The organism is Citrobacter sp. CtB7.12 (genome assembly GCF_001297795.1).
Classification (GTDB): Bacteria; Pseudomonadota; Gammaproteobacteria; order Enterobacterales; family Enterobacteriaceae; genus Citrobacter_A; species Citrobacter_A amalonaticus.
Window position 1 is genome coordinate 203,020 of record NZ_LIFT01000001.1, and the last position, 19,752, is coordinate 222,771.

Annotated in this window: 22 protein-coding genes and 1 tRNA gene; 17 read left to right on the forward strand and 6 right to left on the reverse strand. The window is 55.2% G+C overall.

The features are described from left to right. The first annotated feature begins 227 nt into the window (after nucleotides 1–227). A complete protein-coding gene (gene mqo / locus AOY24_RS00975) occupies nucleotides 228–1,883 on the forward strand; it encodes a malate dehydrogenase (quinone) (RefSeq protein WP_043000076.1) in 1,656 nt (551 codons plus the stop codon). A 47-nt stretch (nucleotides 1,884–1,930) separates the two neighbouring features. Here the strand turns inward: mqo and eco are convergent, their stop codons facing one another. Further along, the gene (eco, locus tag AOY24_RS00980; protein WP_043001880.1) at nucleotides 1,931–2,428 is read right to left on the reverse strand and encodes a serine protease inhibitor ecotin; all 498 of its coding nucleotides are present in this window, start codon (nucleotides 2,426–2,428) and stop codon (nucleotides 1,931–1,933) included. 410 nt (nucleotides 2,429–2,838) lie between these two features. Between eco and napF the strand changes: the two genes are divergently transcribed. From napF to AOY24_RS01055, 15 genes are all read left to right on the forward strand, one after another. Then, nucleotides 2,839–3,330, forward strand: coding sequence for a ferredoxin-type protein NapF (gene napF, locus AOY24_RS00985; RefSeq protein ID WP_043000077.1), 492 nt, complete (start codon nucleotides 2,839–2,841; stop codon nucleotides 3,328–3,330). Then, on the forward strand, nucleotides 3,320–3,583 hold the full coding sequence (gene napD / locus AOY24_RS00990) for a chaperone NapD (RefSeq protein WP_043000078.1): 264 nt from the start codon (nucleotides 3,320–3,322) through the stop codon (nucleotides 3,581–3,583). Before napF ends, napD begins: the two co-directional genes overlap by 11 nt. Continuing rightward, nucleotides 3,580–6,066: a nitrate reductase catalytic subunit NapA gene (gene napA / locus AOY24_RS00995; protein ID WP_044258593.1), complete on the forward strand. Its 2,487-nt coding sequence runs from the start codon at nucleotides 3,580–3,582 to the stop codon at nucleotides 6,064–6,066. The genes napD and napA overlap by 4 nt, the downstream gene beginning before the upstream one ends. Before the next feature lie 6 nt (nucleotides 6,067–6,072). After that, nucleotides 6,073–6,768: a ferredoxin-type protein NapG gene (gene napG, locus AOY24_RS01000; protein WP_043000080.1), complete on the forward strand. Its 696-nt coding sequence runs from the start codon at nucleotides 6,073–6,075 to the stop codon at nucleotides 6,766–6,768. Next, nucleotides 6,755–7,618 carry a quinol dehydrogenase ferredoxin subunit NapH gene (gene napH, locus AOY24_RS01005; RefSeq protein WP_044268651.1) on the forward strand — a complete coding sequence of 288 codons (864 nt, stop codon included), beginning with the start codon at nucleotides 6,755–6,757 and terminating at the stop codon, nucleotides 7,616–7,618. The genes napG and napH overlap by 14 nt, the downstream gene beginning before the upstream one ends. Beyond that, nucleotides 7,615–8,064 carry a nitrate reductase cytochrome c-type subunit gene (napB, locus tag AOY24_RS01010; protein ID WP_042317908.1) on the forward strand — a complete coding sequence of 150 codons (450 nt, stop codon included), beginning with the start codon at nucleotides 7,615–7,617 and terminating at the stop codon, nucleotides 8,062–8,064. Before napH ends, napB begins: the two co-directional genes overlap by 4 nt. Nucleotides 8,065–8,073: 9 nt before the next feature. Beyond that, a complete protein-coding gene (gene napC / locus AOY24_RS01015; protein ID WP_043000082.1) occupies nucleotides 8,074–8,676 on the forward strand; it encodes a cytochrome c-type protein NapC in 603 nt (200 codons plus the stop codon). A gap of 23 nt (nucleotides 8,677–8,699) precedes the next feature. Next, nucleotides 8,700–9,320, forward strand: coding sequence for a cytochrome c biogenesis heme-transporting ATPase CcmA (ccmA, locus tag AOY24_RS01020; protein WP_043000083.1), 621 nt, complete (start codon nucleotides 8,700–8,702; stop codon nucleotides 9,318–9,320). Further along, nucleotides 9,317–9,976 carry a heme exporter protein CcmB gene (ccmB, locus tag AOY24_RS01025; protein WP_043000084.1) on the forward strand — a complete coding sequence of 220 codons (660 nt, stop codon included), beginning with the start codon at nucleotides 9,317–9,319 and terminating at the stop codon, nucleotides 9,974–9,976. Before ccmA ends, ccmB begins: the two co-directional genes overlap by 4 nt. A 122-nt stretch (nucleotides 9,977–10,098) precedes the next feature. Next, nucleotides 10,099–10,836 (forward strand): heme ABC transporter permease, encoded by a 738-nt coding sequence (locus AOY24_RS01030; protein WP_044268653.1) that lies wholly within the window; start codon nucleotides 10,099–10,101, stop codon nucleotides 10,834–10,836. Then, nucleotides 10,833–11,045: a heme exporter protein CcmD gene (ccmD, locus tag AOY24_RS01035; RefSeq protein ID WP_043000086.1), complete on the forward strand. Its 213-nt coding sequence runs from the start codon at nucleotides 10,833–10,835 to the stop codon at nucleotides 11,043–11,045. Before AOY24_RS01030 ends, ccmD begins: the two co-directional genes overlap by 4 nt. After that, nucleotides 11,042–11,521 carry a cytochrome c maturation protein CcmE gene (gene ccmE, locus AOY24_RS01040; RefSeq protein ID WP_043000087.1) on the forward strand — a complete coding sequence of 160 codons (480 nt, stop codon included), beginning with the start codon at nucleotides 11,042–11,044 and terminating at the stop codon, nucleotides 11,519–11,521. The genes ccmD and ccmE overlap by 4 nt, the downstream gene beginning before the upstream one ends. Then, nucleotides 11,518–13,461, forward strand: coding sequence for a heme lyase CcmF/NrfE family subunit (locus AOY24_RS01045; RefSeq protein WP_044258599.1), 1,944 nt, complete (start codon nucleotides 11,518–11,520; stop codon nucleotides 13,459–13,461). The genes ccmE and AOY24_RS01045 overlap by 4 nt, the downstream gene beginning before the upstream one ends. Beyond that, nucleotides 13,458–14,015 (forward strand): thiol:disulfide interchange protein DsbE, encoded by a 558-nt coding sequence (gene dsbE, locus AOY24_RS01050; protein ID WP_043000089.1) that lies wholly within the window; start codon nucleotides 13,458–13,460, stop codon nucleotides 14,013–14,015. The genes AOY24_RS01045 and dsbE overlap by 4 nt, the downstream gene beginning before the upstream one ends. Continuing rightward, nucleotides 14,012–15,064, forward strand: a complete 1,053-nt coding sequence (locus AOY24_RS01055) for a cytochrome c-type biogenesis protein CcmH (protein WP_054175994.1) — start codon at nucleotides 14,012–14,014, stop codon at nucleotides 15,062–15,064. The genes dsbE and AOY24_RS01055 overlap by 4 nt, the downstream gene beginning before the upstream one ends. Nucleotides 15,065–15,126: 62 nt before the next feature. Here the strand turns inward: AOY24_RS01055 and narP are convergent, their stop codons facing one another. From narP to AOY24_RS01075, 4 genes are all read right to left on the reverse strand, one after another. Continuing rightward, complete coding sequence (gene narP, locus AOY24_RS01060) at nucleotides 15,127–15,774, reverse strand: nitrate/nitrite response regulator protein NarP (protein WP_043000091.1); 648 nt, start codon at nucleotides 15,772–15,774, stop codon at nucleotides 15,127–15,129. A gap of 191 nt (nucleotides 15,775–15,965) precedes the next feature. Further along, nucleotides 15,966–16,042: transfer RNA gene (locus AOY24_RS01065), tRNA-Pro, on the reverse strand. Nucleotides 16,043–16,115: 73 nt separating this feature from the next. Then, nucleotides 16,116–17,876 carry an LPS biosynthesis-modulating metalloenzyme YejM gene (yejM, locus tag AOY24_RS01070; protein ID WP_054175995.1) on the reverse strand — a complete coding sequence of 587 codons (1,761 nt, stop codon included), beginning with the start codon at nucleotides 17,874–17,876 and terminating at the stop codon, nucleotides 16,116–16,118. Between the two features lie 31 nt (nucleotides 17,877–17,907). Then, complete coding sequence (locus tag AOY24_RS01075) at nucleotides 17,908–18,135, reverse strand: YejL family protein (RefSeq protein WP_042317936.1); 228 nt, start codon at nucleotides 18,133–18,135, stop codon at nucleotides 17,908–17,910. Between the two features lie 180 nt (nucleotides 18,136–18,315). Between AOY24_RS01075 and yejK the strand changes: the two genes are divergently transcribed. Continuing rightward, nucleotides 18,316–19,323, forward strand: coding sequence for a nucleoid-associated protein YejK (gene yejK / locus AOY24_RS01080; RefSeq protein WP_044258606.1), 1,008 nt, complete (start codon nucleotides 18,316–18,318; stop codon nucleotides 19,321–19,323). A gap of 51 nt (nucleotides 19,324–19,374) precedes the next feature. Here yejK and rplY read toward each other — a convergent pair whose 3' ends face one another. Then, nucleotides 19,375–19,659, reverse strand: a complete 285-nt coding sequence (rplY, locus tag AOY24_RS01085; RefSeq protein ID WP_043000095.1) for a 50S ribosomal protein L25 — start codon at nucleotides 19,657–19,659, stop codon at nucleotides 19,375–19,377. Between the last annotated feature and the right edge of the window lie 93 nt (nucleotides 19,660–19,752).

Sequence of the window (19,752 nt, forward strand, 5' to 3'; positions counted from 1 at the left end):
GTGCGGTGAATAACAACGCGCCGCATAGTACCTTTCTGGAGCGTCTGTTTCCAGAAAATATTGTGAATAACCCTATAAAGATTCAACGTATTTTTAACGTTTTTAAAATCTTAATATAATTTATAAACAATATTTAAATATTATTACTGAAGTGTTAACGTTGGTGCCGCTCGATTTTCACCTGCAAAAAAGCAAAAAAACGATACTAAAAGTAAGGCATTAACCATATGAAAAAAGTGACTGCCATGCTCTTCTCGATGGCCGTAGGGCTGAATGCTGTCTCGATGGCGGCAAAAGCGAAAGCGACGGAAGAGCAGGAGACGGACGTACTGTTGATCGGCGGCGGCATCATGAGCGCCACACTGGGAACTTATCTACAGGAACTGGAACCCGACTGGTCGATGACCATGGTGGAGCGCCTGGACGGTGTCGCGCAAGAGAGTTCAAACGGCTGGAACAATGCCGGTACCGGGCACTCTGCGCTGATGGAGTTGAACTACACACCAAAGAAAGCCGACGGGAGTATCAGTACCGAAAAGGCAGTCGAAATTAACGAAGCTTTCCAGATTTCCCGCCAGTTCTGGGCGCATCAGGTCAAGAGTGGCGTGATGCACGACCCGCGCACCTTCATCACCACCGTTCCGCACATGAGCTTCGTCTGGGGTGAAGAGAACGTCAACTTCCTGCGCGCCCGCTATGCGGCCCTGCAACAAAGCACGCTGTTCCGTGGTATGCGCTACTCCGAAGACCACGCGCAAATCAAAGAGTGGGCACCGCTGGTGATGGAAGGGCGCGATCCGAAACAGAAAGTCGCCGCTACGCGTACCGAAATGGGAACGGACGTGAACTACGGCGAAATTACGCGCCAATTGATTGCTTCGTTGCAGAAAAAGCCTAACTTTGCACTGGAGTTGAGCACCGAAGTCCGTGGATTTAAACGTAACGACGATAATACCTGGACGGTGACCGTCGCCGATCTGAAAAACGGCGAAGCGGAACATAACATCAAAGCCAAATTCGTCTTTATCGGTGCGGGCGGCGCAGCGCTGAAACTGTTGCAGGAAACCGGTATTCCGGAAGCAAAAGAGTACGCAGGCTTCCCGGTTGGTGGGCAATTCCTGGTCGCAGAAAACCCGGACGTGGTGAACCGGCATCTGGCGAAAGTGTACGGTCAGGCTTCCGTCGGCGCGCCGCCGATGTCGGTCCCGCATATCGATACCCGTATTCTGGATGGTAAACGTGTCGTGCTGTTCGGGCCGTTCGCCACCTTCTCCACTAAATTCCTGAAAAACGGTTCGCTGTGGGATCTGCTGAGTTCAACCACGCCTTCCAACTTCATGCCGATGGTCAACGTCGGGATGGATAACTTCGATCTGGTGAAATACCTGATTAGCCAGGTGATGCTGAGCGATGATGACCGCTTCGACGCGCTGAAAGAGTACTATCCGCAGGCGAAGAAAGCGGACTGGCGTTTGTGGCAGGCGGGTCAGCGTGTCCAGATCATCAAACGTGATGAAGACAAAGGGGGCGTGCTGCGTCTGGGGACGGAAGTGGTGAGCGACAAAGAGGGGACCGTTGCCGCACTGCTGGGCGCGTCACCGGGCGCATCCACTGCGGCACCGATCATGCTCCATCTGATGGAAACCGTCTTTAAAGAGAAGGTGAGTACGCCGCAATGGCAGGCGAAGCTGAAAACGATTATTCCGTCTTACGGTACAAAACTGAACGGCAACGTTGAGGCGACGCAGCAGGAACTGCAATACACCAGTGAAGTGCTGGGGCTGCAATATGTCCAGCCGCAGACGACGGACGCGGCACCAAAAGCGCAGCTTAAACCACAGGCTCAGCCTGCGCGTAAAGAAGTGGCAGATATCGCACTGTAACGGTATTGCCGGATGGCGCTGTGCCGCCATCCGGCATCATCAGAGACTTAACGCGTTACCGCGTTCTGCACATTATCTTCCGCTTTCCAGATGCGGAATTTCACATCAACATTTGCCGGGGTATACACCACGATCGGCAACTTGCTGTTGTAACGCAGCATACCGTCATTACCCAGATAGGCGGTCACAAATTTCTGCTCTTTTTTGCCATCCGGACAGGCCATCATGGTCGATACCGGGGAGGTGACTTTATTAAAGACGTAGTAGTCATAACCCCAACCTTCCAGCGTTTTGCTTTCCAGCTCGCCGCCCAGGCGATGCTGATTGCAGTCGACTTCCAGCGTCTGTCCGATCATCAGTTCCACTTTAAGAGTAGATTCATCTTCCTGATGGGGTAGCTGAATAACCTGGCGCTTCATGCCTTTTTCCGCCTGCGGCCAGGGGGCGATTTTTTCCAGCGGTTGCGGATTAGCTTCCGTGGAGGCCGCCCACACAGAGGTGCTGGCGAAAGCAGCGAACAAAACGGCAGGAACCATTGTCTTTATTTTTGAGTTCACAGGTTTTCCTTTTTTATCTTATGAACGATTTCACGGCAGATTAACATATAGACCAGAATCATTGATCTGCCTTTACGTATTTTTAAAGTCTATTTACTGTGGTTATGTAAATTGGTTGGTTATTTATTCTTGTTTTTGCCGTTTGTTTTGGTTAATTATCCCGGCAATCATTGCGATATATAAAATATTACATAACCATTTGATCTGTGCGGAGAAGCACATTCTGACAAGCTTCATTAACACTCTTTTGATCCAACCACTGGTTTTACCCCGATTGGGGTATGCACCTGGAACACATCCTTTACTATCTTACCGATCATAATAATGACTTAGTAGTAACGCGGTTTTTATTGTCGTTCACCCAGCCGGGGGAGCGTCGTTTATGGAAGGGCGATGCCATGGTTGATCTATCCCGTCGAGGCATACTGACTGGCAGTTGGCGTAGTGCCAATCGTGGGATTCGTCCGCCGTGGATCATGGAAGCATCTCAGTTTCTGTCCCAGTGCACCCGTTGCGACGCCTGTATTCAGGCTTGTGAACACGATGTTTTGCAGCGTGGCCCGGGTGGCTATCCGAGCGTTAATTTCCAACAAAGCGAATGCACCTTCTGCTACGCCTGTGCGCAGGCTTGCCCTGAATCTCTCTTTTCTCCGCGCCACACCAGGGCATGGGATCTGATTTTCACCATTGGGCAAGCGTGTCTGGCGTATCAGTCCGTAGAGTGCCGCCGCTGTCAGGATAGCTGTGAACCGCAGGCGATCCTGTTTCGCCCAACGTTGTCCGGCATTTATCAGCCACAACTCGATAACCAGAACTGTAACGGATGCGGCGCGTGTGTCGCCAGTTGCCCGGTGTCAGCCATTACCGCGGAGTATAACCATGCACATTAACTGGCAGGTCTGCAGCCTGATTGTTCAGGCCAAAGGCGAACAGGTACAGGATATTAGCACGCAGCTAAATGCTTTGCCGGGCTGCGAAGTGGCCGTAAGCGACGAGCAAAGCGGCCAGATGATTGCGGTGGTTGAAGCAGAACACAGCGAAACGCTGATGCAAACAATTGAGTCGGTACGCAACGTTGCGGGCGTGCTGGCGGTGTCGCTGGTTTATCACCAGCAGGAAGAACAAGGTGAGGAAACACCATGAAACTCAGTCGTCGTAGCTTTATGAAAGCTAACGCCGTTGCGGCCGCTGCGGCGGCTGCCGGGCTAAGCGTACCGGGCGTTGCCCGCGCAGTTGTCGGTCAACAGGAAGCCATTAAGTGGGATAAAGCCCCGTGCCGTTTTTGTGGTACAGGCTGTGGCGTGCTGGTCGGCACTCAGCAGGGGCGTATTGTCGCCTGTCAGGGTGATCCGGAAGCCCCGGTTAACCGTGGTCTGAACTGCATCAAGGGCTATTTCCTGCCCAAAATTATGTACGGAGAGGACCGTTTAACGCAGCCATTGCTGCGTATGAAAGACGGTAAGTACAGCAAAGACGGTGAATTTACGCCGATCAGCTGGGATCAGGCTTTCGATGTGATGGAAGAGAAGTTTAAAACCGCGCTGAAAGAGAAAGGCCCGGAGTCTGTCGGCATGTTTGGTTCCGGCCAGTGGACCATCTGGGAAGGTTACGCCGCCTCCAAACTGTTTAAAGCGGGCTTGCGCTCGAACAACCTCGATCCCAACGCGCGTCACTGTATGGCGTCAGCGGTGGTAGGCTTTATGCGTACCTTTGGCATGGACGAACCGATGGGCTGCTACGACGATATCGAGCATGCCGATGCGTTTGTCCTGTGGGGCTCAAACATGGCGGAAATGCACCCGATCCTCTGGTCGCGCATTACCAACCGTCGTCTCTCCGATCCGAATGTTAACGTCTCCGTGCTGTCTACCTTCCAGCACCGTAGCTTCGAGCTGGCGGACAACGGGATGGTGTTTACGCCGCAGTCTGACCTGGTGATCCTCAACTACATCGCTAACTACATCATTCAAAACAACGCGATTAACCAGGACTTCTTCAGCAAGCACGTCAACGTCCGCAAAGGGGCAACGGATATCGGTTACGGCCTGCGTCCGACGCATCCGCTGGAAAAAGCCGCGAAAAACCCAGGCTCTGATGCTTCTGAGCCGATGAGCTTTGAAGACTACAAAGCGTTTGTGGCTGAGTACACGCTGGATAAAACCGCTGAAATGACCGGTGTGCCGAAAGATCAGCTGGAGCAACTGGCGAAGCTGTATGCCGACCCGAACAAGAAAGTCATCTCTTACTGGACGATGGGCTTCAACCAGCATACGCGCGGCGTGTGGGCCAACAACCTGATCTACAACATTCACCTGCTGACTGGCAAAATCGCGCAGCCGGGCTGTGGACCGTTCTCACTGACCGGTCAGCCTTCTGCCTGTGGTACCGCGCGTGAAGTGGGAACCTTTGCCCACCGTCTGCCGGCGGACATGGTGGTCACTAACGAAAAACACCGTGAGATCTGTGAAAAGCACTGGAATATCCCGGCTGGAACCATTCCGGCGAAAATCGGTCTCCACGCAGTTGCCCAGGACCGGGCATTGAAAGACGGCAAGCTGAACGTCTACTGGACGATGTGTACCAACAATATGCAGGCCGGTCCGAACATCAACGAAGATCGTCTGCCGGGCTGGCGCGATCCACGCAACTTTATCATTGTCTCCGATCCGTACCCGACCGTCAGCGCGCTGGCCGCGGACCTGATCCTGCCAACCGCAATGTGGGTGGAGAAAGAAGGGGCTTACGGTAACGCCGAGCGTCGTACCCAGTTCTGGCGTCAACAGATTAAAGCGCCGGGCGAATCGAAATCCGATCTGTGGCAACTGGTTCAGTTCTCGCGACGTTTTAAAACGGAAGAGGTCTGGCCGGAAGAGCTGCTGGCACAGAAACCGGAACTGCGCGGCAAAACCCTGTACGACGTGCTGTTTGCCACCCCTGCGGTGAGCAAGTTCCCGTTGACGGAGTTGAAAGAGGATCAGCTTAACGACGAATCACGTGAGCTGGGCTTCTATCTGCAAAAAGGGCTGTTTGAAGAGTACGCCTGGTTTGGTCGTGGACACGGTCACGATCTCGCCCCGTTCGATGACTATCACAAGGCGCGCGGCCTTCGCTGGCCGGTGGTTGACGGAAAAGAGACGCAGTGGCGCTACAGCGAAGGTAACGATCCATACGTCAAAGCAGGTGAAGGCTACAAGTTCTACGGTAAGCCAGACGGTAAAGCGGTGATCTTCGCGCTGCCGTTTGAACCGGCCGCAGAAGCGCCGGATGCCGAGTACGACCTGTGGCTTTCCACGGGGCGTGTACTGGAGCACTGGCATACCGGCAGTATGACGCGCCGCGTGCCGGAACTGCACCGTGCGTTCCCGGAAGGGGTTCTGTTTATCCATCCGCTGGATGCGAAAAAACGGGATATGCGCCGTGGCGACAAGGTCAAAGTGATCTCACGTCGTGGTGAGGTGATTTCCATTGTTGAAACCCGTGGACGTAACCGTCCGCCGCAGGGGCTGGTCTACATGGCGTTCTTCGACGCCGCACAGCTGGTGAATAACCTGACGCTGGATGCGACGGATCCGCTCTCTAAAGAGACGGATTTCAAGAAGTGCGCCGTGAAACTGGCGAAGGTGTAACACGCCATGTCCAGGTCAGCGAAACCCCAAAATGGCCGCCGCCGCTTTCTGCGCGATGTTGTTCGCACAGCGGGCGGACTGGCTGCCGTTGGCGTGGCGCTGGGGTTACAGCAGCAAACCGCACGGGCTACAGGCGTGCGGTTGCGCCCGCCTGGGGCCGTGAACGAGAACGCCTTTGCCAGCGCCTGCGTGCGCTGCGGGCAGTGCGTTCAGGCATGTCCGTATGACACCTTAAAACTGGCGACGCTCGCATCAGGGTTGTCGGCGGGGACGCCGTATTTTGTTGCCCGCGAGATCCCGTGCGAGATGTGTGAAGACATTCCGTGCGCCAAAGTCTGCCCCAGCGGGGCGCTGGACCGGGAGATTGCCTCCATTGACGATTCGCGGATGGGGCTGGCGGTGCTGCTGGATCAGGAAAATTGCCTGAACTTCCAGGGATTACGCTGCGACGTCTGTTATCGAGAATGCCCAAAAATCGATGAGGCTATCACGCTGGAACTGGATCGCAACATGCGAACCGGCAAACATGCGCGATTTATCCCGACCGTTCACAGCGACGCCTGCACGGGGTGCGGGAAATGTGAAAAAGTCTGCGTGCTGGAGCAACCCGCGATAAAAGTGTTGCCGCTGTCGCTGGCGAAAGGGGAGTTAGGTCACCATTACCGCTTCGGCTGGCTGGAGGGGAACGATGGCAAATCGTAAACGTGATGCCGGGCGTGAAGCGCAGGCGAAAAAAGGCGTCTGGCGGAGTCATCGCTGGCTGATTTTCCGTCGGCTCTGTCAGTTTATGGTGCTGGGGATGTTTCTGAGCGGCCCGTGGTTTGGCGTGTGGATCCTGCACGGGAATTACTCCAGCAGCCTGTTGTTGGAGTCGATCCCGTTGACCGATCCGCTCATCACCCTGCAAAGCCTGGCGAGCGGTCATCTGCCTGTGGCGGTGGCGCTAACAGGTGCGGCGATTATTACCGTGCTTTACGCCCTGGCAGGAAAGCGATTGTTTTGCGGTTGGGTTTGCCCGTTGAACCCGATTACCGATTTTGCGGCCTGGCTACGCAGAAGGTTTGACCTGAATCAGTCCGCAACCATTCCACGTCATATACGGTACGTACTTCTGGTTGTCGTGCTGGTGGGTTCAGCACTGACCGGGACGCTACTGTGGGAATGGATTAACCCTGTTTCACTGCTGGGGCGTAGCCTGGTGATGGGATTCGGTAGCGGCGCACTGCTGATTATCGCTCTGTTTTTATTTGATTTGCTGGTCGTTGAACACGGCTGGTGCGGGCATCTTTGTCCTTTAGGCGCACTGTATGGCGTGCTGGGTAGCCAGGGCGTATTAACCGTTGCGGCGAAAGACCGACAGAAATGTAACCGCTGTATGGACTGTTTTCATGTTTGCCCGGAACCGCATGTATTACGTGCCCCGGTGCTGGATGAGCAAAGCCCGGTGCAGGTCACCAGCCGCGATTGCATGGCCTGCGGTCGCTGCGTGGATGTCTGTTCTGAGGACGTATTTACAATAACTACACGATGGAGTTCGGGAGCGAAATCATGAAAAGCCATGACCTGAAGAAAGCGCTGTGTCAATGGACAGCCCTGCTGGCCCTGGTGGTGAGCGGTGCGGTTTGGGCGGCAAACGGAGTGGATCTTAGCCAGTCTCCGGAAGTGTCGGGGACACAGGAAGGGGCGATTCGCATGCACAAAGAGCAAGAGCGTATGCCGCTGAATTACGTGAATCAGCCGCCGATGATTCCCCATAGCGTCGATGGTTACCAGGTGACCACTAACACCAACCGCTGCCTGCAATGCCACGGCGTTGAAAGCTATCGTACCACCGGCGCGCCGCGTATTAGTCCGACGCACTTTATGGACAGCGACGGCAAAGTGCTGGCCGAAGTGGCGCCGCGTCGTTACTTCTGTCTGCAGTGTCACGTGCCGCAGACTGACGCCCCGCCGATTGTGGGTAACACCTTTACCCCATCGAAAGGTTACGGGAAATAAGAGGTTATTATGGAAAATGCTAACCGTAAACCAGGCCGGATTAAGCGCCTCTGGCAGTGGTGGCGTCGCCCCAGTCGCCTGGCGCTGGGGACGCTGCTGTTAATCGGGTTCGTCGGCGGGATTATTTTCTGGGGTGGATTTAACACCGGGATGGAAAAGGCCAACACCGAAGAGTTCTGCATTAGCTGCCACGAAATGCGCAATACCGTGTATCAGGAATACATGGAAACCGTACACTACAACAACCGTAGCGGTGTGCGTGCGACCTGTCCTGACTGCCACGTACCACACGAGTTTGTGCCGAAAATGATCCGTAAGATCAAGGCCAGTAAAGAACTGTACGCAAAAGCATTGGGACTGATTGATACCCCGCAGAAGTTCGAAGCGCATCGTCTGACGATGGCACAGAATGAATGGCGAAGAATGAAAGATAACAATTCTCAGGAGTGTCGTAACTGTCACAACTTTGACTTCATGGACTTAACGGCCCAGAAGAGTGTCGCCGCAAAAATGCACGATCAGGCGGTGAAAGACGGGCAAACCTGTATTGACTGCCATAAGGGGATTGCGCATAAGCTCCCCGATATGCGCGACGTCAAACCGGGCTTCTGACGGGATGGTAATGAGTGGGTAGTATGCTTGAAGCCAGAAAGCTCCTCTGTGAGCGGGATGAACGAGTCCTGTTTAGCGATTTGTCATTCCAGGTCAACGCCGGGGAGTGGATACAGGTTACCGGCGGCAACGGCGCAGGGAAAACCACCCTGTTGCGGTTGCTGACAGGACTTTCTCGTCCTGATGCCGGTGAGGTGTGCTGGCAGGAGCAACCGCTACATCGTGTGCGGGACAGCTACCATCAAAATTTGTTGTGGATTGGCCATCAGCCGGGGATCAAAACCCGGCTGACGGCGTTGGAGAACCTGCGTTTTTTCCATCAGGACGGCGATATCGCGAAATGTCTCGCGGCGCTGGCGCAGGCCGGTCTTGCCGGTTACGAAGATATACCTGTTAACCAGCTTTCTGCCGGACAGCAGCGCCGTGTGGCGTTAGCGCGTCTCTGGCTGACCCGCGCCACGCTCTGGATCCTCGACGAACCCTTTACCGCCATTGATGTGAACGGCGTTGAACGCCTGACGCAGCGGATGGCGCAGCATACCGATGAAGGTGGGATCGTTATCCTCACCACCCACCAGCCAATGAACGTTGCTACAGACCGCATTCGCCGGATTGCGCTGACTCACGAGAGGGCAGGGCAATGATGTGGCGTATCTTCCGTCTCGAACTGCGCGTTGCCTTTCGCCATAGCGCGGAAATTGCCAACCCGCTGTGGTTCTTCCTGATTGTTATTACGTTGTTCCCGCTGAGCATTGGGCCGGAACCGCAGCTGCTGGCGCGCATTGCGCCGGGGATTATTTGGGTTGCTGCACTGCTGGCCTCGCTGCTGGCGCTGGAGCGACTGTTTCGCGATGACCTGCAGGACGGCAGCCTTGAGCAACTGATGCTGCTGCCAATCCCATTACCGATGGTGGTGCTGGCAAAAGTGATGGCCCACTGGATGGTCACCGGTCTGCCGCTGTTGATCCTCTCTCCGCTGGTGGCATTGCTGCTGGGGATGGACCTCTACGGCTGGAAAATTATGGCGCTGACTCTACTGCTGGGGACGCCGACGCTGAGCTTTCTCGGCGCACCGGGGGTGGGGTTAACGGTCGGGTTAAAGCGCGGCGGTGTATTGCTGAGCGTACTGGTACTGCCGTTGACCATTCCCTTGTTGATTTTTGCGACTGCCGCGATGGATGCGGCATCCATGCATCTTCCAGTGGATGGATACATGGCGATTTTGGGCGCGTTACTGGCAGGTAGCGCGACGTTAAGTCCTTTTGCAACGGCGGCGGCGTTACGCATTAGTTTGCAGTAATGAGTTGCCTGATGGCGCTGCGCTTTTCAGGTCGACAAGAGCCGGGTTTTTAGGTCGGATAAGGCATCAGCCGCTATCCGGCATGACGGTAACTTTATTCGTTTGAGTCTGGTGACTGAACTATGTGGAAAACACTTCATCAACTGGCTATGCCCCCACGGCTGTATCAGCTTTGTGGCTATTTTGTGCCGTGGCTGGCCGTCGCCTGCGTCCTGGTTCTGGCGACGGGCTGGATCTGGGGATTCGGTTTTGCGCCGGCGGATTACCAGCAGGGGCAGAGCTACCGCATTATTTATCTGCACGTTCCGGCGGCGATCTGGTCAATGGGGATTTATGCCTCGATGGCGGTAGCCGCGTTTATCGGTCTGGTCTGGCAGATGAAGATGGCGAACCTGGCGCTGGCTGCAATGGCGCCGATTGGCGCGGTGTTTACGTTTATTGCGCTGGTCACCGGCTCGGCCTGGGGTAAACCGATGTGGGGTACCTGGTGGGTGTGGGATGCGCGGCTGACGTCAGAACTGGTGCTGCTGTTTCTCTACGTCGGCGCAATTGCTCTGTGGCACGCCTTTGATGACCGTAAGATGGCGGGGCGCGCGGCGGGGATCCTGGTGCTGATTGGCGTGGTGAACCTGCCGATCATTCACTATTCGGTGGAGTGGTGGAACACGCTGCATCAGGGCTCGACCCGTATGCAACAAAGCATCGACCCGGCCATGCGCACGCCGCTGCGGCTGGCGATTGTCGGCTATCTGCTGCTGTTTATCACGCTGTCGCTGATGCGGATGCGTAACCTGATTCTGATAATGGAAAAACGTCGCCCGTGGGTGAGTGAACTGATCTTAAAAAGAGGCCGCCAATGACCACTGCATTTGCATCCTGGAGTGATTTTTTTGCGATGGGCGGCTACGCCTTTTACGTCTGGCTGGCTGTGGCGCTGAGCGTCATCCCGCTGGCAGTGCTGGTCATTCATACCGTGACGCAGCATCGCGCAATTTTGCGTGATGTCTCCCGTCAGCGGGCGCGTGAAGCCCGCCTGCGTGCAGCGCAGACACAACGGGAGGCGGCGTGAATATTCGACGTAAGAACCGTTTATGGATTGCCTGCGGCGTGCTTGTCGGGTTAGCGCTGACGATTACGCTGGTGCTGTATGCGCTGCGCGCCAACATCGACCTGTTCTACACGCCAGGCGAGATTCTCTACGGCAAGCGCGAAACACAGCAAATGCCGGAAGTGGGCCAGCGGCTGCGAGTAGGTGGTATGGTTATGCCCGGCAGCGTCAAGCGCGACCCCAACTCGCTGAAGGTGAATTTCAGCATCTATGATGCCGAAGGCGTGGTGGATGTGACCTACGAAGGCATTCTGCCGGACCTGTTCCGTGAAGGACAAGGCGTGGTGGTGCAGGGGGAACTCGGCGAGAAAAACCATATTCAGGCGAAAGAAGTCCTCGCCAAGCACGATGAAAACTACACGCCGCCGGAAGTTGAAAAAGCGATGCAGGATAACCACCGCCGTCCGGAGAGCGTCTATAAGGATAAAACATCATGATGCCTGAAATTGGCAATGCGCTGTTATGCCTGGCACTGGGCGTTGCGTTGTTACTCTCAGTCTATCCGCTGTGGGGCGTGGCGCGAGGCGATGCGCGGATGATGGCGTCGGCAAGACCGTTTTCCTGGCTGTTGTTTATCCTCGTGATGGGCGCCTTTCTGGTGCTGGTCAACGCCTTTGTAGTGAATGATTTCACCGTCGTTTACGTCGCCAGTAACTCCAACACGCAGCTGCCGGTCTGGTACCGCGTCGCCGCCACCTGGGGGGCGCATGAAGGCTCGCTGCTGTTGTGGGTGTTGCTGATGAGCGGCTGGACCTTTGCCGTCGCGCTGTTTTCCCAGCGGATGCCGTTGGATATCGTCGCCCGCGTACTTGCGGTGATGGGGATGGTTAGCGTCGGTTTTCTGTTGTTCATCCTGTTTACCTCCAACCCGTTCACCCGCACGCTGCCGAATTTCCCGATAGAAGGGCGCGATCTCAACCCGTTGTTGCAGGATCCTGGGCTTATCTTCCATCCGCCGCTGCTGTATATGGGCTATGTTGGTTTCTCGGTCGCCTTCGCGTTCGCTATCGCGGCGTTGATGAGCGGTCGCCTGGACAGCACTTTCGCCCGTTTTTCCCGTCCATGGACGCTGGCCGCGTGGGTTTTCCTGACGCTGGGGATTGTGCTGGGTTCAGCATGGGCGTATTACGAACTGGGCTGGGGAGGCTGGTGGTTCTGGGATCCGGTGGAAAATGCCTCGTTTATGCCATGGTTAGTGGGAACCGCACTGATGCACTCGCTGGCGGTCACTGAACAGCGCGGCAGTTTCAAGGCGTGGACGCTACTGCTCTCCATCTGCGCGTTTTCGCTCTGTCTGTTGGGGACGTTCCTCGTGCGTTCGGGCGTGCTGGTGTCGGTGCATGCGTTTGCTTCCGACCCGTCTCGCGGGATGTTCATTCTGGCCTTCATGGTGCTGGTCATCGGCGGCTCGCTGCTGCTGTTTGCCACGCGAGGACATAAGGTTCGCTCCCGGGTCAATAACGCCCTCTGGTCGCGTGAATCGCTGCTGCTCGGTAATAACGTGCTGCTGATTGCCGCCATGCTGGTCGTGCTGCTCGGCACGCTGCTGCCGCTGGTGCATAAGCAACTCGGTCTGGGCAGTATCTCTATTGGCGAACCGTTTTTTAATACCATGTTTACCTGGCTGATGGCGCCGTTTGCCCTGCTGTTGGGTGTTGGCCCGCTGGTCCGCTGGGGACGCGATCGACCGCGTAAACTGCAACGACTGCTGGTTATCGCGCTGGTCAGCACCCTGGTACTCTCTCTGTTGCTGCCGTGGCTGTTTGAGAACAAGATTGTCGCCATGACCGTAGTCGGGCTGGCAATGGCCTGCTGGGTGTTTGTGCTGGCGATGGCGGAGCTTGCGCAGCGAATTTCACGTGGCGCGAAAATGACGCTGAGCTACTGGGGAATGGTGGCCGGGCACGTCGGCCTGGCGGTGACAATTGTCGGCATCGCCTTCAGCCAGAACTACAGCGTCGAGCGCGATGTTCGCATGAAAGCCGGTGACAGCGTCGATATTCATGAATATCGCTTCACCTTCCGTGAAGTGAAGGATATCACCGGACCAAACTATCGCGGTGGTGTGGCGATTATCAGCGTGACCCGTGATGGCAAGGCAGAAGCAACGTTGCACGCTGAAAAACGGTTCTACAACAGCACCAGTTCGATGATGACGGAAGCGGCGATTGATGGTGGCATCACCCGCGATCTGTACGCCGCGCTCGGTGAAGAGCTGGATAACGGCGCGTGGGCTGTTCGTCTGTATTACAAACCGTTTATTCGCTGGATCTGGGCGGGTGGGATATTGATGGCGCTGGGAGGGCTGTTATGCCTGTTTGACCCGCGTTATCGCAAACGCGTACAACCGCAAAAATCGGCGTCGGAGGCGGTATGAAGCGCAACGTACTTTTGATTCCCTTTGTGATTTTTCTCGTGATTGCCGCAGCGCTGCTGTGGCAACTGGCGCGTAACGCAGAAGGCGACACGCCGACGAATCTGGAGTCGGCGCTGATTGGTAAACCGGTACCGACTTTCCGGCTTGAGTCGCTGGAGAACCCCGGTAAGCATTATGAGGCAGACGTGCTGACTCAGGGTAAACCGGTCTTACTCAACGTCTGGGCAACGTGGTGTCCGACCTGCCGCGCTGAGCATCAGTACCTGAACCAGTTGTCGGCACAGGGGATTCGCGTAGTGGGGCTGAATTATAAAGACGATCGCCAGAAGGCCATCGTCTGGCTGAAAGAGTTGGGTAATCCTTACGCGCTGAGCCTGTTTGACGGCGACGGTATGCTGGGCCTGGATCTTGGAGTCTATGGCGCGCCGGAAACCTTCCTGATCGACGGTAAAGGCATTATTCGCTATCGCCATGCCGGGGATTTGAACGCCCGCGTCTGGGAGAGTGAAATCAAGCCGCTGTGGGAGAAATACAGTAAGGAGGCCGGGCAATGAGAATTTTGCTGAGTGTGCTGATGCTGCTGTTTTCTGCTAACGCGCTGGCCACCATTGATGTGATGCAGTTTAAGGATGAGACCCAGGAGCAACAATTCCGCCAGTTGACTGAACAACTGCGCTGTCCAAAATGCCAGAACAACAGCATCGCGGATTCCAATTCGATGATTGCGACCGACCTGCGGCAGAAAGTCTATGAGCTGATGCAGGAAGGGAAAAGTCAGAAAGAGATCGTCGACTATATGGTGGCGCGCTACGGTAACTTCGTCACCTATGATCCGCCGCTGACACCACTGACTGTCCTGCTGTGGGTGCTTCCCGTGGCGGCAATTGGCGCAGGTGGCTGGATTATCGTTGCCCGTTCGCGTCGGCGGGTACGCCTGAAACAGGAGGTGTTCCCGGATGAGATATCGTTACCGGAGGGTAAACGAGCCGGGCTGGCGGTTTATCTGCCGGGGATAGTGATTGCCGTCATTGTGGGTGCCGTCAGTTATTACCATACCGGGAGCTATAAGCAGGTGGAAATCTGGCAACTGGCGACGGCACAAAGTCCGGCACTGCTGGAACGCGCGCTGGATCCAAAAGCGCAGCCGCTGGATGAGGAAGAGATGACGCGTCTGGCGCTGGGGCTACGTACTCGTCTGCAAAGTGATGCGACGAACGTAGAAGGCTGGATCATGCTGGGGCGGATCGGAATGGTGCTTGGCAATGCCAGTACCGCTACCGAAGCGTATGCCAACGCCTATCGACTCGATCCGAAGAACAGCGATGCTGCGCTGGGCTATGCCGAGGCGCTGACCCGTTCTTCCGATCCTGATGATAACCGTCGTGGAGGGGAGCTGCTGCGAGAACTGGTTCGTAGCGATCACGCCAATGTGCGGGTTCTGAGCATGTATGCCTTCAACGCCTTTGAGCAGGAGCGTTTTGGCGAGGCGGTTGCCGCCTGGGAGATGATGTTGAAGATGCTGCCAGCGAATGATACGCGTCGTGCGGTGATTGAGCGCAGTATCGCGCAGGCGATGCAGCACTTATCGCCAAAGAGCGAGTAACCACCCGGCCAGATGGCGAGGCACAGGCCCGATAAGCGTAGCGCCATCGGGCATTTGCTGGGCTATTGCATACCGCGGGTTTGTAAAAACAAGATGGTCGCGGCAACGCGTGAGCGTACGTTGAGCTTGCGCAGCAGGTTGCGAATATGCACTTTTACAGTTTGTTCGGAAATATTGAGGACCGAGGCAATCTGCTTGTTAGACAGCCCCTGTGCCAGCTCGTGCAACACATCCAGCTCTCGCTCGGTCAGCATGCTGAACGGATCGTCCTCTTCACCAAACATTTCGCGCTCGCGCAGATAATCACTGACGCGTTCACTGAAAACTTTGCCGCCATTGGCGCCTGTGCGAATGGCATCCAGCAGAACTTCCGGATCGCTGTCTTTCAGCAGGTAGCCATCTGCGCCGGCGTCAATCAGGGCGTAGATGTCGTTGGCCGAATCCGAAACGGTGAGAATGATGATCTGCGCCGTGATCCCATCGCGGCGCAGGGCGTTCAACGTATCCAGACCGCTCAGCCCTTTCATATTCAGATCAAGCAGGATTAAATCCAGATCGAGACGGTTTGCCAGATCAATCGCCGTTGCACCATCGCCCGCTTCGGCAACCACCTCAAATGTCGGATCCAGTTCCAGTAATTGACGGATACCACGACGCATAAGAGGGTGGTCATCTACCACCAGCACCTGAAAAGGCGTTGCTTCAGGCATAGTTATCTCCCGAGATTTTATTAGAATCATTATTGTTATTCGATCGCGAATCGTCCAGATTCACCGCATCGATAAGAGGGAGAAATATTACCCCAGATTACGCATGGGTAAGAAGTAAAACCTGAAAGATGAAAGGATATTCAGGAGCATAAAAAAACCAGCCCATCAGGGCTGGTTCTTAAGGAGTATTTTGGTCGGCACGAGAGGATTTGAACCTCCGACCCCCGACACCCCATGACGGTGCGCTACCAGGCTGCGCTACGTGCCGACTCGTGGGAGCTAATACTACCGCTTTCCGTACCGAATGCAAGGGGACATCCAGCTAACTGATTAATAATAAATCAGTTAGCGATAAAACGCTTCTCGTCTGTCAGCACCTGTAATAACAGACTCAACTGTGGCTTCTGATCTTTAATCTTCTCGCCGCGTAAATCGTATGTCTGGTACTTGCCGTTGTTGTTCAGCACCAGCGTCATTTCCGGCGTGGTGATTGCCAGCGTACTGAGATCGGCCGCCGTTACCCAGTAGTGACGACGATTGGCATTGAACAGATCCTGCCCCTGCGAATATTCATTAGCAGGCGTGCTGACGTGGAGCAGACGCTGCATCAACGTGGTCATGACGTCTGTGTGATCGGTCAGGCTGTTGATCCGCTGCGCGGGAGTCCCCGGCCAGTGAATAATGAGCGGAACCTGCAGGTGACCGCGCGACCAGGCGAAGTTCTTCTCTTCATCGCTCAACGCGACGCCGCGACCGGCGGTGATTATCACCACCGTGTTATCCAGTTTACCGGACTCACGCAGTGCGCCGAGCACACGGTTGATCTGCTTATCAACATCTCCCGCCGCGCGAGCGTAGCGGCGAACGAAGTTAGACTGGTTGCTGTCGTCAACGTTGGTGCCGTTAAACGAAACCCATGAGAACCAGCGGTTGTCTTCCTGCGCGTAACGCCCCAGCCAGTTGATCCACTGGCTGGCGGTCTGTTCGTCAGACTGCGTCTGTACGCTTGGCATCGAGAAATCAGACAGTAACGCCTGGCGGTAGAGTGGGCTGGTAAAGCCGTCGGAAGAGAACAGTCCCAGCTGATAGCCTTGCTGATTCAGAGCCGAAATCAGCGCAGCCGGCGTTCGGGTGGACAGAATACCGTCCATATAGCTCGGTGACACGCCGTAAAACAGGCCAAAAATACCGTTATCGGTGGTGTTGCCGGAACTCATGTGGCGCGTGAAGGCAATGTTTTGCCCGGCAAATTCGGCAAGTGCCGGCATCTGCTTTTCATAGCGCGAATAGTTCAGGCCATCGACCGTGATCAGCAGGACATTTTGCCCGGTTCCCATATCGCGATAGCGTAATTCGCTCAGTGGATACTGCACGGACACCGCTTCCGGATTCCCCTGTTCGACCAGACGGCGCTGATACTCCTGCGCATCCAGCAGGCCATGTTTTTCCAGAAACCGGCGCGCGGTCATCGGATAGGAGAGCGGCAGATTGGCGCGCTGCATGGTGATCGGACGATAGAAATTGGCATCCGCCCAGATATAGACCACATGTGAAGCAATAAATGACACAAAGAAGAAGGCGGCCAGCGGCTTGGCGAAGTGACGACGACGCGTCAGGCTGCGCAGTTTTTGCCAGCTCCAGGTCGCAAACAGCATTTCAATCAACAAGATAACCGGTACGCTGATAAACATCAGCTGCCAGTCGCGCGCCATTTCATTCTGGTCGGGGTTAATCACCAGTTCCCAGACGATGGGATTAAGATGCAGGTGGAAACGGGTAAACACTTCGCTGTCGATCAGCAGAAGCGTCATTCCGGCCGTCGCCAGAATGGCTGACAGGAAACGCATCAGCCTCTGGGACATCACAATGAACGTCAGCGGGAACAGAATCAGCAGATAGGTGGCAAACACCAGAAAGCTGAAATGGCCGATGATACTCAGATAAGAGTAAACGCGACCGGCCAGCGTTGTCGGCCAGTCGGCGACAAACAGGTAACGGCTGCCGAGCACGATAGCCAGCAGAATGTTGAACAGTGCAAACCAGTGCCCCCAACTAACCATCTGGGAGACTTTTTCACGGTAGCGCTGACGATGAGTTACCATAACGTGTCGTTCGTTTCCCCGAAATCGGCTTTTAGTGCGCTTTGTCGTCGTTAACCGAGGACTGCAATGCGCGGGCAAAAGAGTTCGCAATCGCCTGGCGCTGAGCCGGGGCAATGCTGGTATTAATAAGGTTGGTGACCATGTTTCCCAGCACCATCAGGGAAAGATCAGTCGGTGCCTTATGTTTTTCCAGTACGTTGAGCATCTCGGTGAGCAGTTGTTCAACGTGTTCGTCACTATAGCGGGAGATTTGTGGCATAAATCGACATCAGTTTATTCATGAAAGGGCAACATATTACCGTAGCAACAGTTTTTTTTCCGCTTTTTTATCCTCAATAATTCGCGTTACCGTGCGACAGGCAAAACGGCGCTGCATCTTCTGTTGCGTCGCCTCGCCGGTGGTGGTTGAATACCGCCCGGTCTTTAAGGAGAGTTTATCATGAGTCTGGATATCAACCAGATTGCCCTGCACCAGCTTATCAAGCGTGATGAGCAAAACCTTGAGCTGGTCCTGCGCGATTCATTACTGGAACCGACAAACACCGTTGTCGATATGATGGCTGAACTGCATCGGGTCTATAGCGCGAAAAACAAAGCGTATGGTCTGTTCAGCGAAGAGAGCGAACTGGCGCAAGCGCTGCGCTTACAGCGCCAGGGTGAGGAAGATTTTCTCGCCTTTAGCCGTGCGGCGACCGGACGTTTACGTGACGAGCTCGCCAAATACCCGTTTGCTGACGGCGGCATTGTGCTGTTCTGTCATTATCGCTATCTGGCGGTAGAGTATTTACTGGTGGCGGTGCTGAACAACTTAAGCAGCATGCGCGTCAATGAGAATCTGGATATCAACCCGACGCACTATCTGGATATCAACCATGCGGATATCGTCGCGCGTATCGATCTGACCGAGTGGGAAACCAATCCGGAATCCACCCGCTATCTGACCTTCCTGAAGGGGCGGGTAGGGCGAAAAGTGGCTGACTTCTTTATGGATTTCCTCGGGGCCAGCGAAGGTCTCAACGCCAAGGCGCAAAACCGTGGACTGCTGCAGGCGGTCGATGACTTCACCGCTGAAGCACAACTGGGTAAGGCCGAGCGCCAGAACGTGCGCCAGCAGGTGTACAGCTACTGCAACGAGCAGCTTCAGGCCGGTGAAGAAATTGAGCTGGAGTCGCTGTCAAAAGAACTTTCTGGCGTCAGTGAAGTGAGTTTTAGCGAGTTTACGGCAGAGAAGGGCTATGAGCTGGAAGAGAGCTTCCCGGCCGATCGCAGCACGCTGCGCCAACTGACCAAATATGCCGGCAGCGGCGGTGGGTTAACCATTAACTTTGACGCGATGCTACTGGGCGAGCGTATTTTCTGGGATCCGGCAACGGATACGTTGACCATTAAAGGCACGCCGCCGAACCTGCGCGATCAGCTTCAGCGCCGTACGTCTGGCGGTAATTAAAAGCCATAAAAAAACCCCGCCGGAGCGGGGTTTTCTTCAACTTGTTGGCGATTACGCGCGAACGAAGTCGATGTGAGTCAGCTTCGGCTTGAACGCGTGACGCTGTACAGCCTGAGCTTTAACTTTTACTTCTTTACCGTCAACAACGATGGTCAGAACGTCGCTATAGAAACCTTCTTTAGCTTGCATGTTCATGATGGAATCGTGGTCCAGTTCGATAGCAATCGGGGCTTCTTTGCCACCGTAGATGATTGCCGGGAACTTGTTAGCGGCACGCAGGCGGCGGCTCGCACCCTTACCCTGCTCTTTACGTACTTCAGCGTTGATAGTAAACATTTAAATCTCTCTTTAATAATTCCTGCTACAGGCGACCCAGCAACAGGTAAGTGATCTGCTTTGCGTATGCAAAAGCGGGCGAGATTCTATCCT